This is a genomic window from Marinobacter alkalisoli (genome assembly GCF_045449855.1).
Lineage (GTDB): Bacteria > Pseudomonadota > Gammaproteobacteria > Pseudomonadales > Oleiphilaceae > Marinobacter.
Genome location: NZ_JBJJLC010000034.1, coordinates 16,327 through 30,308, shown reverse-complemented (window position 1 = coordinate 30,308; position 13,982 = coordinate 16,327). Strand labels below are relative to the sequence as shown.

Below are 13,982 nucleotides of genomic sequence, written 5' to 3'. Positions count from 1 at the left end.
AAGAGTACGCACACAGACCATGAGCGACTACAAGCACACTCTGAATCTGCCTGAAACCGCCTTTCCCATGCGCGGTAACCTGGCCAAGCGCGAGCCGGATATGCTCAAGCGTTGGCAGGATCTTGATGTTTACGGCAACCTGCGCAAGCAGCGTGAAGGTCGGGACAAATTCATTCTTCACGATGGCCCTCCCTACGCCAACGGCAGCATTCACATTGGTCACGCGGTGAACAAGATTCTCAAGGACATGATCGTCAAGTCCCGCAGCTTCATGGGCTATGATGCGCCCTATGTGCCGGGCTGGGACTGTCACGGTCTGCCTATCGAGCACAAGGTGGAGCAGGAGATTGGCAAGGCCGGTGTCAAGGTGGACTACAAAACGTTCCGCCAGGCCTGTCGTGACTACGCCACCAAGCAGATTGCCGGGCAGAAGGCCGACTTTATCCGCCTGGGTGTGTTGGGAGAGTGGGACAAACCCTACCTGACCATGGACCCGAAGGTTGAGGCCGGTATTGTTCGCGCCCTGGGTAAGATCGTTGCCAAAGGCCATCTGGTTCGCGGTTACAAGCCGGTTTACTGGAGTGTGGTGGGGCAGTCCGCTCTGGCGGAAGCCGAAGTGGAATACCAGGACAAGACCTCCACTCAGATCGATGTGCGTTTCACGGCGGTGGATCAGGCCAAAGCGCTGTCGCTGTTTGGCACTGATCAGGGCGAAGGGGACGTGTCCGTGGTGATCTGGACCACCACCCCCTGGACCATCCCCGCCAACCAGGCCGTGTCACTAAGTGCCGACCTGGACTACGCCCTGGTTCAGGTTGATACCGGGCAGGGTCCTGAGCGAATCATTGTCGCGGCTGACATGGTGGAAGGCATCATGGCGCGCTGGTCTGTAGAGTCCTTTGAAGTACTGGCGACCTGTTCAGGCTCAGCCCTTGAACACCTCGCGCTTCATCACCCGGTCTACGACAAGCAGGTTCCGGTGGTTCTTGGTGACCATGTGTCCACCGACGCAGGTACCGGTGCGGTCCATACCGCCCCCGATCACGGTATGGAAGACTTTGAAGTGGGCAAGGCCTACGGCATCGATACCATCAATCTGGTGCAGGCGGACGGTACCTACACCGGCGCCGCAGGCGAGTTCGCCGGTGTGCACGTCTACAAGGCGGATCAGCCGGTGTGTGCCGCGCTGGAGCGGGAAGGCAAACTGGTATTCTCCGAGAAATTCCGCCACAGCTATCCCCATTGCTGGCGCACCAAGACACCGTTGATCTACCGCGCCACACCGCAGTGGTTCATCAGCATGGAGAAAGAGAATCTGCGTGCCGATGCCCTGGAAGCCATCAAGGGCATCCGCTGGGTTCCGGCCTGGGGCCAGAATCGTATCGAGGCCATGTTCCAGCAGTCCCCGGACTGGTGTATCTCCCGTCAGCGTACCTGGGGGGTGCCGATCACCCTGTTTATCCACAAGGAAACCCAGGAGCTGCATCCGGATACCCAGAACCTGATTGAGGCCGTAGCGAAAGAGATCGAAACCGGTGGTATCGATGCCTGGTACGAGATCGATACCAACGCCCTGCTGGGTGATGACGCCGACCAGTACGAGAAGGTCACGGACACCCTGGATGTCTGGTTCGACTCCGGTGTGACCCACGATTCGGTGCTGCGCCCGCGCACCGAGCTGGGCCAGTTCCCGGCCGACATGTACCTGGAAGGCTCCGATCAGCACCGTGGCTGGTTCCAGTCGTCCCTGAAAACCTCCATTGCGATGAACGGTGTTGCGCCCTACAAGCAGGTGCTGACTCACGGTTTCACGGTGGATGGCAAGGGCCACAAAATGTCCAAGTCCATGGGCAACGTGATCGCGCCCCAGGAAGTGATGAATGAGCTGGGTGCGGACATTCTGCGTCTGTGGGTGGCTGCCACGGATTACAGTGGCGAGATGACAGTCTCCAAGGACATCCTCCGCCAGACTGCGGACGGTTACCGCCGCATCCGTAACACCGCGCGCTTCCTGCTCAGCAACCTCACCGGGTTCGAGCCGGACCAGCATATGGTAGCGCCGGAGGACATGATTGCCCTGGATCGCTGGATGGTGGATCGTGCCCTGCAGTTGCAGAACGAGCTCGACGAGGATTACCAGAACTACGCCTTCCTGCGTATTTACCAGAAGGTGTACAACTTCTGTGAGGCGACACTGGGCGGGTTTTACCTGGATATCATCAAGGACCGCCAGTACACCACCCAGGCCGATAGCCGGGAGCGTCGTTCCTGTCAGACCGCTCTGTATCATGTGGCCGAAGCCCTGGTGCGCTGGATTGCGCCCATCCTGAGCTTCACCGCTGACGAGATCTGGCAGACCCTGCCGGGCAAGCGTGGCGACACCGTGTTCTACGAGACCTGGTACGAGGGCTTGACGGCACTTCCCGAGAGTGCCGAGTTGGGGCGTGACTACTGGCGTGAAATCTACAGCGTCAAGGAAGCGGTGAACAAGTGCCTGGAAGAAGCGCGCGGTCGAGGTGAAATCAAAGGCTCCCTGAGTGCGGAAGTCACCCTGTACTGCGAAGGCGACCTGGCGGCGGATCTCAAACATCTGGGGGAAGAGCTGCGCTTTGTGCTGATTACCTCGGAAGCCACCGTCAAGCCGGTGTCCGAAGCGGAGGATGCCGAGCCCACCACCCATGAAGGTCTGCTGGTGAAGGTGTCGCCAGCCGCCCATGCCAAGTGTGAGCGCTGCTGGCATCACCGTGAGGATGTGGGCCAGCACGCGACCTACACAGATCTCTGTGGCCGTTGCGTCACCAACGTGGAAGGGGCGGGTGAAGCCCGTTCGTTTGCCTGATGGATGCGGTTATGACCGATGAGCGCCCTGGCGCCAAACTGAAGTGGCTGTGGTTGGCCGTACTGGTGATTGCGCTGGATCTGGGGACCAAGGCGATGGCGACGGCCATGCTGACCTACGGCAACCCGGTGCCTGTGATCCCTAGCTTCAACCTGACGTTGTTGCACAATACCGGCGCCGCCTTCAGCTTTCTGGCAGGCGCCGATGGCTGGCAGCGCTGGTTCTTTGTGGTGCTGGCCATCGGCGTCAGCGTGGCGCTGGTGTTCTGGCTCAAGTCGCTCAAGCGGCATGAGACCTGGACTGCTATTGCGATCGCGCTGATCCTCGGTGGTGCGCTGGGCAACGTCTATGACCGCGTGGTGCACGGTTATGTGGTGGACTTCCTGCATTTCTACTGGCAGAACTGGCATTTCCCCGCTTTCAACCTGGCCGACACCGCGATCACCATCGGTGCCGGCATGATGATTCTCGACATGTTCCGCAAGCCCCCCGAAGAGGCCGCGGACGGGAGTGATAAACACTGATGAAAGAACTACCTGTAGACAAGGGAACCCGCGTTAAACTGCATTTCGCCCTGAAATTCCAGGACGGTGAAGTGGTGGACTCCACCTTCGAGAAAGAACCCGCCACCCTGGAGATTGGTGACGAGAACCTGCCCGAGAATTTTGAAGCCTATTTGCTGGGCATGACCGCCGGCGAAAGCAAAACCGTGCAGGTACCGCCGGAGAAAGCCTTCGGGCAGCATAATCCAAGCAACGTGCAGACGTTCAAACGCCATGAGTTCAGCGCTGATATGGTGCTCGAGCCGGGCGTGATGATCTCCTTCGCCGATGCGCGCCAGCAGGAGTTGCCGGGCGTGGTCAGCCGAGTGGAGGGTGATGAGGTGGAGGTGGACTTCAACCATCCCCTGGCAGGGCGTACACTGACATTCGAAGTGGAAATCATTGATGTGGAGCCGGTCGGACCGGCCCACTAACCAGAGCAGCAGGCGCAGATATGCAGATCCGACTCGCGAACCCCCGTGGCTTTTGTGCCGGTGTCGACCGTGCCATCGAAATCGTTAATCGGGCCCTGGATGTGTTCGGTGCGCCGATCTACGTTCGGCACGAGGTCGTTCACAACAAGTTCGTAGTCGACAACCTGCGGGAACGTGGCGCGATCTTCGTGGACGAACTGCATGAAGTGCCGGACGATACCCTGGTCATCTTCAGCGCCCATGGCGTCTCCCAGGCCGTGCAGAATGAAGCGGCACGTCGTGGGCTGAAAGTGTTTGATGCCACCTGCCCACTGGTCACCAAGGTGCACATGGAAGTCATGCGATACAGCCGTGAAGGCCGTGAGTGCATCCTGATCGGTCACCATGGCCATCCGGAAGTGGAAGGCACCATGGGGCAGTACGATCACAGCAACGGCGGCGACATCTACCTGGTTGAAGACGAGGAGGACGTTGCAAAGCTGGAAGTGAAGGACGCCTCCAGGCTGTCTTACGTCACCCAGACCACACTGTCGATGGATGACACCGCCCGTGTCATTGATGCGTTGCGCGCCAGGTTCCCCGAAATTCAGGGGCCGCGCAAAGACGACATCTGTTACGCCACCCAGAATCGCCAGGACGCCGTCAAACAGCTCGCGGGCGACTGCGACCTGATGCTGGTGGTCGGCTCCCCCAACAGCTCTAACTCCAACCGACTGCGGGAACTCGCCGAGCGCATGGGCACCCCCGCCTACCTGATCGACGAAGCCGCCCAGATTGACCCGCAATGGCTGGACGGCAAACAGTCCGTCGGCGTCACCGCCGGCGCCTCCGCCCCGGAAGTGCTGGTGAATGATGTTATATCCCGTCTCCGCGAACTTGGCGGCGACCTGCCTGAGGAGATTGCCGGCAGGGAGGAGAACATTGTGTTTTCCATGCCGAAAGAGTTGCGGATTGATGTTGTGGACGTAACCCCCATTTCCGGGTAAGTGAAGCACTTCTCAAATTAGGGTTGTTGCTGACCTTTTATCGCCAAAAGAGCACCGCTAGTCGTGTCAGCTCTGGCATCAAAGATGTCATGTTATTAATCTCTGGGTATGTGGTTGCCCAAGGGATGCAGTATATCCATGACAGACAAAGCTCACGGTTTCACACTTCTGGAATTGCTCGTCACGATAATTATCCTCGGAATCGTGGCGAGTTTTGCTGTGCCATCCTTCCGTCAAATGATTCTGAATAACCAATTGACCTCCCAGGCCAATGAAGTGTCCGGCTTGGTAGCGTTCGCCCGCAGCGAAGCCTCCAAAATGCAGGATGGTGTTGTCACCGTGTGTAGCTCAGCGGATGGCGCATCCTGTAGTGGTGCTAATACATGGGAGCAGGGATGGATCGTATTCAGTGATATTGATGCAGACCGGGTAGTGGATTCCGGTACCGATGAGTTGCATCGGGTGGCGAGTGCCCTGGGCGGTGGAAACAGTCTGCGGGTTTCGGGGCTAAGCAGCAGTGATGGATCGTTTATCCAGTTTTCCCCGAAAGGTTTCCCGTTGCCTGAAAGTCTTGGGGCCTCTCCGGCCGGTACCCTGACCGTTTGTGACTCCCGTGGTGCGTCTGAAGCCAGGGCAGTCGTAGTGGGCGTAGCGGGGCAGGCCAGGATAGCCAGAGACAACGATGATGATGGAATTGTCGAGGGCCACGACGGTAATGGTGTGACATGTCCCTGATAAAAAGCAGAGCAGGCAGAACGGTGATGTCGAAAAATGTTGCGCATCCGGTGAAACGACAATCCGGTTTCACCCTGATTGAGATTCTGGTGACCATGTTCATTCTGGCAATCGGGTTGCTGGGGCTGGCAGGGTTGACGGTCGATGGTATGAGAAATAATCAGGGCGCTTATCTGCGAACCCAGGCCAGTATTCTGGCCTATGACATGGCGGACAGGATACGGGCTAACCGTCAGCACGCAGAGGATGGCAGTTCCTACAAGGATTTTTCAACAGTTGATGCTTCCACCAACCTTCCGGGATGCGCTACCGAGGACACAGGCTGCTCGCCGACCCAGCAGGCAACGCTGGATCTTGTCCAATGGACGCGCCTGATTCAGGGGGTCGGCAGCGGCGTTACCCTGTTGCCGGCTGGCGAGGGCACGATTGCTTATGACGACGCCAACGGGATATTTACGGTTACCGTACAGTGGGAAGAAGTCGCGAAGGACGGCGAGTCCGAGGGTAACGTGCGCGAGGATTCGTTTGCAGTGAGGTTCGCACTATGAACAGAGGTCAGTTGCCACGGGTGAAGATGATAAAGAATCAGTATCCGGTGGGCCAGAGTCAGGCGGGGCTCTCGCTTGTCGAACTGATGGTTGCGCTGGCGCTGAGTACAACGCTCATTCTCGGGATCTTTACGGTGTATTTTGATTCCAGCCAAACCTCACGGGTGAGTAGTGCGCTGGCCCGAATCCAGGAGTCCGGCCGGATTGCCATTGATATCATGGCGCGGGACATGCGCATGGTGGGTTACCAGGGCTGTGCCGACCCCAATAGCATCACCATGAACATCATTGCGGACAATGCGCCCACCGGTGACTTCTTCTCCACCACGCTGCGTGGCTGGGAGGTGGAAAACGGTAATTGGGCGAACGGGACGGAATTCGATGACACCACGATTGAGGCGGACGCTGTCGTCGGCAGTGACGTTATCGCTATCCAGCGTGGTGAGACCGTTAATGTTCAACTGACCGGCAACATGGATAATACCAACGCAAACATCCAGGTTGGCGGCCCGGAAGTCAGTACGTTTGAGCAGAACGATATAGTGCTGCTGTCGGACTGCGAAAACGCCGATCTTTTCCGCATCTCCAGCAACCCCGACAGCGAAACCTGGGCTCACGCTGAGGGAGTCAATTCCGACAATCGTTTGGGGCAGGCCTACAGCGATTCCGCCAGCGTTATGCGGTTCTCCTCGACAGTCTACTACGTAGCGGACACAGGCCGGACCGATTCCCGGGGTAACCCGATTCGGGCGCTCTATCGGGGCACTAACAATCTGATAAACGACTCTTCACCGGATTTCCAGGTGGAGGAGTTGGTGGAAGGCGTGGAAAGCCTTCAGATTGAGTACGGGGAGCAGGTCGGAACCAACAGTTTCCGTTATCGCCCAGCGGATGACGTCGATCAAATGACCAGAGTCGTCGCCCTCCGCATGGGCCTGTTGATCAGTGACGCGGAGCCGGTCCGGGATACCCCGGATACTGGCACTTACGCCTTGCCCTCCGAGACCGTCAACTCGGTCAGCGGCGGTGGGACTGTCACCCATCCGGAAGATCAGCGTTTAAGGCGGGTCTTCTCCAATACCGTGGCGCTTCGTAACCGCGACTGACCCGAGACGTTTTGGAAAAGGGATTGAATTGATATGAAACATTCCATTGATAACCAGCGGGGAGCGGTGCTGATTGTCAGCCTGGTGATTCTGCTGGTACTGACGCTGATTGGTGTGGCGGGTATGAACTCCTCGGTCATGCAGGAGCGCATGGCGTCAAATGCCCAGAATAGCAATCGCACGTTCCAGGGGGCGGAAAGCAGTGCAACGGCACTGACCGAGATTTTGATGTCAGGCAACTTGAATCTGCTGCAGGAGGCGATGGAGGCTGCCGATGATCTGAGCAGCACCGGCAGCGTTACGCTGGACGCGGCCAACGGTGTTCAGACTGAATACCAGGCGCGTTATCTCGGTGAGGTCATTATCAGCAGCGGCAGCTCCATGGACGCAGATGAGAGTACAACGCTGCTCAAGGGGTATCGCTATGAGTTGCGGGGAAGCGCAGAAATGGATAATACCGGCGCCGCCAGCACGGTTTATAAAGGCATTGAATACTACTGAACGGCAGTGTCGCTGCTGTGGGAGGAAGTAAATGAAACCCGTAATCATGTTGTGCGGAACCCTGATGGTGTTGTACGCCCATGCGGCACTCGCACAGGATATTCTGAGCGAACCGAGGGAGCCCGCTCCAATAGAGTTGATCGAGCGGGCTATTGAATCAGGTTGGGTGGAATTGACGGTCTCCGGCTCCGATGTGCTGGCTGTTGATTTTCGCCCCTGTCACGGCTGTGAGATGGTCCGCCACCTGCCGTCAAGGGACATCGAACTCTATGTGGGCAGGCAGGTCATTACGGCTGACACGGCAGACACCCTTCCGGATGGCCCGGGCACCGTCTTTGTAAACTCCGATTCCAATATGGTGACCAAGGTCAGACTCAGCAACATAAAAAGAGGTGAAGACCAATGAAACTGAAATTTGGCGTTCCAGTCTTCGCTGCATTCTTCTCCATGGCGTTGCATTCCGGGGTGACCTTCGCCGATGACACGGAGATCTTTTTCAATCGGTCCGAGACTTCCATCCGGCCCAACCTGATGTTTGTCCTGGATAACTCGGGCAGCATGGATGCCACTGTGCGAACAGTGTCCACCTACGATCCGGATTTTGATTACAGCGGCGAGGCTTCGGATGCCTATTTCTACTACTATGATTATCAGGTAGGTTTTGTTCCCTTGCTTTGGGAGGCCAACCGTTGTGCCGATCTGGAGAGCCGGCTGGCGTCCTCTGGCCGCGTGCTGGATTACCGCATAGCAACATGGCGTGGTCGATATGCCGGTAGCACTTCCGAACGGTGGCGGAACCTGTCGACTGATTGGAGACTGCGGCAATCGGATAATGTTCTGGAGTGCTATTCCGATCGCGGCACCCATGGCGCTACGGAGGGCAGTGGTCAGACCTACGCCAACGATAAGAACCAGTGGACTAATAACGAGAGACATGAGATTGACTGGTCGGATATTAGCCGACAGCACCTGTACTCCGCTAACTATGTGAACTGGTATCGTGAGCATCGGGAGGAGACTGAACAGACGCGCCTGGAAATCGTAAAAAGCGTTGCCAAGAATCTGATCGACAGCCTGACGGGGGTGAATGTCGGGTTGATGGCCTTTAACCCGGATGATAATTTCCCGACTCAGGGTGGCCGCGTCTATGTACCGGTGGGCAAGGTGGAAGATGTCCGTGATGATTTCAAGGCGGCCGTGGATGGTCTTGGATACGACACCAACACGCCTTTGTCCGAGACTTTGTTTGGCTCGATGCGCTACTTCGCAGGCGAGGAGCCGTATCTGGATGACAACCCTGTTGCCGGCACTGTCGCTGATGGAAAATACGTCAGTCCCGTGGAGTATGAGTGCCAATCCAATAACGTGATATTCCTGACCGATGGCGAGCCCACCTACGACGGGGAACCGACCAACGACGGTTACCATGAGCAGGAGATGGAAAGTCGAGCTGCCATGGAGTCCCGTGTTGGAAATTGCTCAGGAAACTGCATGGATGAAGTCGCGGACTATATGAACAACAGCGACATCACCTCCGGCGATGATATGGATGTCAATGTGTCGACCTACACGGTCGGATTCGATCTGGACCTGGATCTTTTGGATGATGCGGCCCGTAAAGGCGGTGGAGAATTTTTCCTGGTCAATGACGCCGAATCCCTGGAAACAGCCTTTACCGATGTAGTGAGTTCGGTGCTGGCGGTCAGCACAACCTATGTGGCGCCTGGCGTCGCAGTAAATACCTTTAACCGTCTGAATCACCTGGATTCCCTGTATTTCTCGGTATTCCAGCCGGAACTCTCCCAGAACTGGGATGGTAACCTGAAACGCTATCGTCTTGGCAGTGACGGTGTTATCTATGATGTCAACGGTGATCCCGCGACAGACCCGGACACAGGCTTCTTCCGGAACGGTTCCCGTAGCTGGTGGAGCGATGAGGATGATGGTCCGGATGTGTCCAAAGGTGGCGCGGCGTCGGTTCACCCCGCAACCAACAGCTTGCGTGACGTTTACACCTATCTGTCCGCTGCAGGCAATACAGATCTGACAGTATCAGCCAACAGTGTCGATGCATCGAATACGAACCTCACCAAGGCCTTGCTGGGGGACGAGAGTATGTCCGATGACGATCGCGACCAGATCATTAACTGGGCGCGAGGCGCTGATGTGTTCGATGAAAATCGGGACGGGCAGACAGCAGACAGTCGAGAGTACATTGCGGACCCGCTGCATTCAGTGCCTCACCTGGTCATCTACGGTGGCTCCTCTGAATCGCCGGATACTACGATCTTCTTCGGGGACAACCAGGGCTATATCCATGCAATTGATGGGGATTCCGGAGATACCTATTTCTCCTTCATTCCAGAAGAGTTATTGGATAACCAGCGTGACCTGATGGACGACAGCACCATCGAATCTGGCAAGATCTATGGCATGGACAGCTCTGTCATCAGTTGGCAACACGATGATGATCGTGACGGTCAGATTGATGGTACAGATGGAGACCACGTTTATATCTACGCAGGAATGCGCCGTGGAGGGCATAATTACTATGCCCTGGATGTGACTAACAGGGATGTCCCGAAAATGCTCTGGACCATTGAAGGCGGCACCGGAGACTTCGCGGAACTCGGGCAATCGTGGTCAGTGCCGGTAAAAACCAAGATTCGGATTGGCAAAAACCTGGAGGATGTGTTGATCTTCGCGGGTGGCTATGACACCCAGCAGGATACGGTCACCGAGCGAACCGAGGATTCGGTTGGTCGGGCGCTCTATATCGTGGATGCGGAGACCGGGGCGCGGCTGTGGTGGGCCGGCCCCGTGGATAGCGGCGCCAATCTGGAGCTGGAAGAACTGAAATACTCGATCCCATCCGCCGTGAAGGCCATTGATGCCACCGGTGATGGCGGTACAGACCAGATTTATGTCGGCGATATGGGCGGGCAGGTATGGCGCTTCGATATCATGGATGGCGAGAAAGCCAGCGACATTGCAACCGGTGGTGTGATCGCCGATCTGGCAGGAGATGATTCCGCGAGCAATCGCCGGTTCTACCACGCTCCGGATCTGTTTGGTGAGAAAATCGGCGGTGTTCGTCACCTGGGGCTTGTGATCGGTTCGGGGTGGCAGGCACATCCGCTGGATAACGTTGTGGAAGACAGGATCTACAAGCTGCAAATCAGCGACGTTGTGGATCCCCCTGCGCATCCCCCGGAGCCGAACGAGACAGAGGGCGAAATCGACTATTCGTTGGCTAAAGTAACCGAAGCGGACTTGTATGACACCACCGGCAACCTGATCGGGCAGGGGGATGAAGACGAGCAGGCGCAGGCGCAAACCGAGCTGGCTGCCGCTGATGGCTGGTATATCCGGATGGTCAGGGCAGGTGAGAAAGTTCTCTCAACCAGCCAGACGGTCAATGGAGAGCTGTTCTTTACAACGTTCGAACCGAAGCCCAACGCCAATCCGTGTATTCCGTCATCGGGAACGTCACGTCTGTATCACATCTATGTCGCGGACGGCCAGCCGGTAGTGAATTACGATGGCCTGGGCTCCGATACCGAACTGACCGTGCCGGACCGTGAAGTGACTCTCAATACGCTTGGGCTCCCGCCAGATCCACAGAGGATGCGGGTCGATGGCAAGGATGTGGTTTGTGTCGGTGCAGAGTGCTTCCCGGTAGACAGTCTGACCGGTGTTGTAGAAACCTATTGGTACGAGGATTAACTGTTGAAACCGATTATATCGACATCCAGAGGGGTTACCCTGATTGAGTTGATGATCGTGGTGGCGATCGTCGGAATCATTGCGGCTATTGCCTACCCCAGCTATCAGGAGTACGGGGACAGAACCCGTCGTGCCGATGCCCAGGGCGCGTTGATGGGGCTGGCGAGCGCCATGGAGAGGCACTATTCGGTGAACAACACCTATGAGGGAGCCGCTGCCGGTGGTAGCGACACCGGCTCTCCCGCGATCTATGCCACCGAAGCGCCGCTGGATGGTAATACCAAGTTCTATGATCTGACGATACAGAGCGCAGATGCCAACTCGTTCACGGTCAGAGCTACTCCCAAAGGCGGCCAGGCCGGAGACGGGATGCTGGAGCTGGATTCAACCGGCGCGCGCCGCTGGGACAGCAACAATGCCGGTGGATTTGAGACCGGTGAAAATACCTGGGACAAATAAGCTAACGCGGCCGCCGGATATGGCGGCCCTTCCTAACAGGTTATGGTGGCTCCCCAGTTCAGGCGAATCTTATTGTCGCCGTCTTCGTCGTACTGAACTCTGAATCTCCCGCCCTTGTTGAGCGCCATATAGACCATTGTGGCTGTGGTCCGACGGCCTGGGCATAACACCAGGCTGCCGGTCGCGCCGTGAATCATCCCCTCGCTGTTAAACTGGAAGTAACCGCGCCCACCCGTTCTTGACCGGATGTCGAATGATCCCGAGCCGGGTGTGAGCTGTCGGAGTATTCTGTTGTCATCGGGTTGCTTGTCGTTATTATGGTCGATGAAAATGGAGATCGGCCGCTGCCAGTCATCGGTGCATTGATTATCAGCTGAGAGAGGGCAAACGGTCACCAGTTGTCTGTGGCTCGCTGCAGCCCAGCGCGCGTAGGCAAAAAGGGAATGATAGTTCTCAAGGCTGGCGCGCAACCTTCCCCTGTCAGCCCACGTGTTCCAGCTGTAATTGGCGAAGCCAAGAAGCACTGAAAGTATGGTGATCGTTACAAGCAGTTCCAGCAGGGTAAACCCCGCCGAAGTGGTGGCAGTACGCATAGAAACATTCCCTGTTATCGTGCATTGTCGAGGGCTCTGGCATCCTGCATGAGCCCGGAGAGCAGTTTAAGGAAGACTGCTCTGAGTTATGTGATCTGTATCCTGTCTCTGTGCTTTGGTTTCACTCCATCCCCAACTTCTTCAACCGATACCGCAACGCCCTGAAACTGATCCCCAGTCGCTTGGCCGCGGCGGTCTTGTTCCAGCGGGTCGCCTCCAGCGCCTTCTCGATCGCCTGGCGCTCAATGGTTTCGAGGTAACCTTCCAGGTCTATCTCACCATCGGGCACATCGGCCTGCTCGACATTGCGGGTGATTTCCCTTGTTGCCACGCCACCCAGGCCCGGCGGCGTGGGGGCGTTGCCCAGATGAAGATCGGAGGCGCCGATCCGGTCGTTGTCGCAGAGGGTGAATGCCCGTTCCAGGATGTTCTCAAGTTCGCGGACGTTCCCGGGAAAGTCATAATCCTTGAGGCGTTCGATGGCATCGGGTGTCAGGGTTGCGGGCTCGCACTCATATTCCCGGGCAATGCGTTCCAGGATGTGGTTGGCGAGCAACGCAATGTCATCGGGGCGTTCCCGCAAGGGGGGAACGGCAAGCTCAATAACATTGATCCGGTAGAACAGATCCTGACGGAAGGTGCCTTCCTGCACCAGTTCCGGCAGGTTTTTGTGGGTAGCGCTTAGCACGCGGATGTCCACGGGGATTTCCCTGGTGTCTCCCACTGGCCGTACGGCCTTTTCCTGGATGGCCCTGAGCAGTTTGACCTGCATGGCGATGGGCAGGTCTGCGACTTCGTCGAGGAACAGAGTGCCGCCATCGGCGGTGCGGAACAGGCCGTCCTTGTTATCCACCGCACCGGTGAAGCTTCCTTTTTTGTGGCCGAAGAACTCGCTTTCCATTAACTCGGAAGGAATGGCGCCACAGTTAACGGCGATGAAAGGGCCCTCCCGTCTTGGGCCCTGCAAATGAATCATCCGCGCAACCAGTTCCTTACCGCTGCCGGATTCGCCACTGATGAACACCGGCGCCTGGCTTCTGGCCAGTTTTCGGACCTGAGTGCGCAGTCGTTTGATTTCTGCTGACTTGCCCAGCAGCAGGCCGGGTTCATCCGGCGCAGCGTCGTCGGACTCCGGTTTCGGTTCGGAGAGTTTGAGCGCACTGTTAACCAGTTCCCGCAGGCGCGGCAGTTCCACAGGCTTGGAAACAAAATCGAAGGCGCCGGCTTTCAGGGATTCAATCGCCGTGTCCATATTGCCGTAGGCGGTAATGACGGCTACCGGGGTGCAGGGCGTATGTTGTTGAATCCAGTGCACCAGATCGATGCCATTGCCGTCCGGCAGGTTCATGTCGGTCAGGCAGAGGTGAGGTCGATGCTCTTCCAGGAGCTGCCTGGCGCTGGTGATGTCCGGCGCGGTCAGGGTTTTGATGCCCATGCGGGTCAGAGTAATTTCCAGAAGGTCCCGGATGTCCGGTTCGTCGTCTACGATCAGCGCAGTGTGAGTGGTCATTGT

The 13,982-nt window shown here is 57.2% G+C and carries 13 protein-coding genes; 11 read left to right on the top strand and 2 right to left on the bottom strand.

Annotated features, from left to right (window positions below; all coding sequences use genetic code 11):
* Window positions 1–19: 19 nt before the first annotated feature.
* The 11 genes from ileS (at window position 20) to ACJO5Y_RS14175 (ending at window position 11,876) form a co-directional block, all read left to right on the top strand.
* Window positions 20–2,839 (top strand): isoleucine--tRNA ligase, encoded by a 2,820-nt coding sequence (gene ileS, locus ACJO5Y_RS14225; protein ID WP_406988090.1) that lies wholly within the window; start codon window positions 20–22, stop codon window positions 2,837–2,839.
* Complete coding sequence (lspA, locus tag ACJO5Y_RS14220) at window positions 2,839–3,363, top strand: signal peptidase II (RefSeq protein ID WP_406988089.1); 525 nt, start codon at window positions 2,839–2,841, stop codon at window positions 3,361–3,363. Before ileS ends, lspA begins: the two co-directional genes overlap by 1 nt.
* Window positions 3,363–3,815 carry an FKBP-type peptidyl-prolyl cis-trans isomerase gene (fkpB, locus tag ACJO5Y_RS14215; protein ID WP_406988087.1) on the top strand — a complete coding sequence of 151 codons (453 nt, stop codon included), beginning with the start codon at window positions 3,363–3,365 and terminating at the stop codon, window positions 3,813–3,815. The genes lspA and fkpB overlap by 1 nt, the downstream gene beginning before the upstream one ends.
* Window positions 3,816–3,835: 20 nt before the next feature.
* Window positions 3,836–4,801: a 4-hydroxy-3-methylbut-2-enyl diphosphate reductase gene (ispH, locus tag ACJO5Y_RS14210; protein WP_406988085.1), complete on the top strand. Its 966-nt coding sequence runs from the start codon at window positions 3,836–3,838 to the stop codon at window positions 4,799–4,801.
* Window positions 4,802–4,939: 138 nt separating this feature from the next.
* Window positions 4,940–5,536: a GspH/FimT family pseudopilin gene (locus ACJO5Y_RS14205; protein ID WP_406988083.1), complete on the top strand. Its 597-nt coding sequence runs from the start codon at window positions 4,940–4,942 to the stop codon at window positions 5,534–5,536.
* Window positions 5,537–5,562: 26 nt separating this feature from the next.
* Entirely contained in the window at window positions 5,563–6,084 is a 522-nt protein-coding gene (pilV, locus tag ACJO5Y_RS14200; protein ID WP_406988081.1) for a type IV pilus modification protein PilV, read from the top strand.
* Entirely contained in the window at window positions 6,081–7,190 is a 1,110-nt protein-coding gene (locus ACJO5Y_RS14195; RefSeq protein WP_406988079.1) for a PilW family protein, read from the top strand. Before pilV ends, ACJO5Y_RS14195 begins: the two co-directional genes overlap by 4 nt.
* Before the next feature lie 33 nt (window positions 7,191–7,223).
* Window positions 7,224–7,691, top strand: a complete 468-nt coding sequence (locus tag ACJO5Y_RS14190; RefSeq protein WP_406988077.1) for a PilX N-terminal domain-containing pilus assembly protein — start codon at window positions 7,224–7,226, stop codon at window positions 7,689–7,691.
* Between the two features lie 31 nt (window positions 7,692–7,722).
* Window positions 7,723–8,097 carry a hypothetical protein gene (locus ACJO5Y_RS14185; RefSeq protein ID WP_406988076.1) on the top strand — a complete coding sequence of 125 codons (375 nt, stop codon included), beginning with the start codon at window positions 7,723–7,725 and terminating at the stop codon, window positions 8,095–8,097.
* Window positions 8,094–11,417, top strand: coding sequence for a pilus assembly protein (locus ACJO5Y_RS14180; RefSeq protein WP_406988075.1), 3,324 nt, complete (start codon window positions 8,094–8,096; stop codon window positions 11,415–11,417). Before ACJO5Y_RS14185 ends, ACJO5Y_RS14180 begins: the two co-directional genes overlap by 4 nt.
* 3 nt (window positions 11,418–11,420) lie before the next feature.
* Window positions 11,421–11,876: a type IV pilin protein gene (locus tag ACJO5Y_RS14175; protein ID WP_406988074.1), complete on the top strand. Its 456-nt coding sequence runs from the start codon at window positions 11,421–11,423 to the stop codon at window positions 11,874–11,876.
* A 32-nt stretch (window positions 11,877–11,908) separates the two neighbouring features.
* Here ACJO5Y_RS14175 and ACJO5Y_RS14170 read toward each other — a convergent pair whose 3' ends face one another.
* The gene (locus ACJO5Y_RS14170) at window positions 11,909–12,469 is read right to left on the bottom strand and encodes a GspH/FimT family pseudopilin (RefSeq protein WP_406988073.1); all 561 of its coding nucleotides are present in this window, start codon (window positions 12,467–12,469) and stop codon (window positions 11,909–11,911) included.
* A gap of 121 nt (window positions 12,470–12,590) precedes the next feature.
* On the bottom strand, window positions 12,591–13,979 hold the full coding sequence (locus ACJO5Y_RS14165; protein ID WP_406988071.1) for a sigma-54-dependent transcriptional regulator: 1,389 nt from the start codon (window positions 13,977–13,979) through the stop codon (window positions 12,591–12,593).
* Between the last annotated feature and the right edge of the window lie 3 nt (window positions 13,980–13,982).

Excerpts from the sequence above, each read along its gene's own strand:
- ACJO5Y_RS14170 (WP_406988073.1), bottom strand. The coding sequence starts at position 12,469 with ATGCGTACTGCCACCACTTCGGCGGGGTTTACCCTGCTGGAACTGCTT.
- ispH (WP_406988085.1), top strand. The coding sequence starts at position 3,836 with ATGCAGATCCGACTCGCGAACCCCCGTGGCTTTTGTGCCGGTGTCGAC.
- ACJO5Y_RS14205 (WP_406988083.1), top strand. The coding sequence starts at position 4,940 with ATGACAGACAAAGCTCACGGTTTCACACTTCTGGAATTGCTCGTCACG.
- ACJO5Y_RS14165 (WP_406988071.1), bottom strand. The coding sequence starts at position 13,979 with ATGACCACTCACACTGCGCTGATCGTAGACGACGAACCGGACATCCGG.
- ileS (WP_406988090.1), top strand. The coding sequence starts at position 20 with ATGAGCGACTACAAGCACACTCTGAATCTGCCTGAAACCGCCTTTCCC.
- ACJO5Y_RS14195 (WP_406988079.1), top strand. The coding sequence starts at position 6,081 with ATGAACAGAGGTCAGTTGCCACGGGTGAAGATGATAAAGAATCAGTAT.
- pilV (WP_406988081.1), top strand. The coding sequence starts at position 5,563 with ATGTCGAAAAATGTTGCGCATCCGGTGAAACGACAATCCGGTTTCACC.
- ACJO5Y_RS14180 (WP_406988075.1), top strand. The coding sequence starts at position 8,094 with ATGAAACTGAAATTTGGCGTTCCAGTCTTCGCTGCATTCTTCTCCATG.
- ACJO5Y_RS14190 (WP_406988077.1), top strand. The coding sequence starts at position 7,224 with ATGAAACATTCCATTGATAACCAGCGGGGAGCGGTGCTGATTGTCAGC.
- ACJO5Y_RS14185 (WP_406988076.1), top strand. The coding sequence starts at position 7,723 with ATGAAACCCGTAATCATGTTGTGCGGAACCCTGATGGTGTTGTACGCC.
- fkpB (WP_406988087.1), top strand. The coding sequence starts at position 3,363 with ATGAAAGAACTACCTGTAGACAAGGGAACCCGCGTTAAACTGCATTTC.
- lspA (WP_406988089.1), top strand. The coding sequence starts at position 2,839 with ATGGATGCGGTTATGACCGATGAGCGCCCTGGCGCCAAACTGAAGTGG.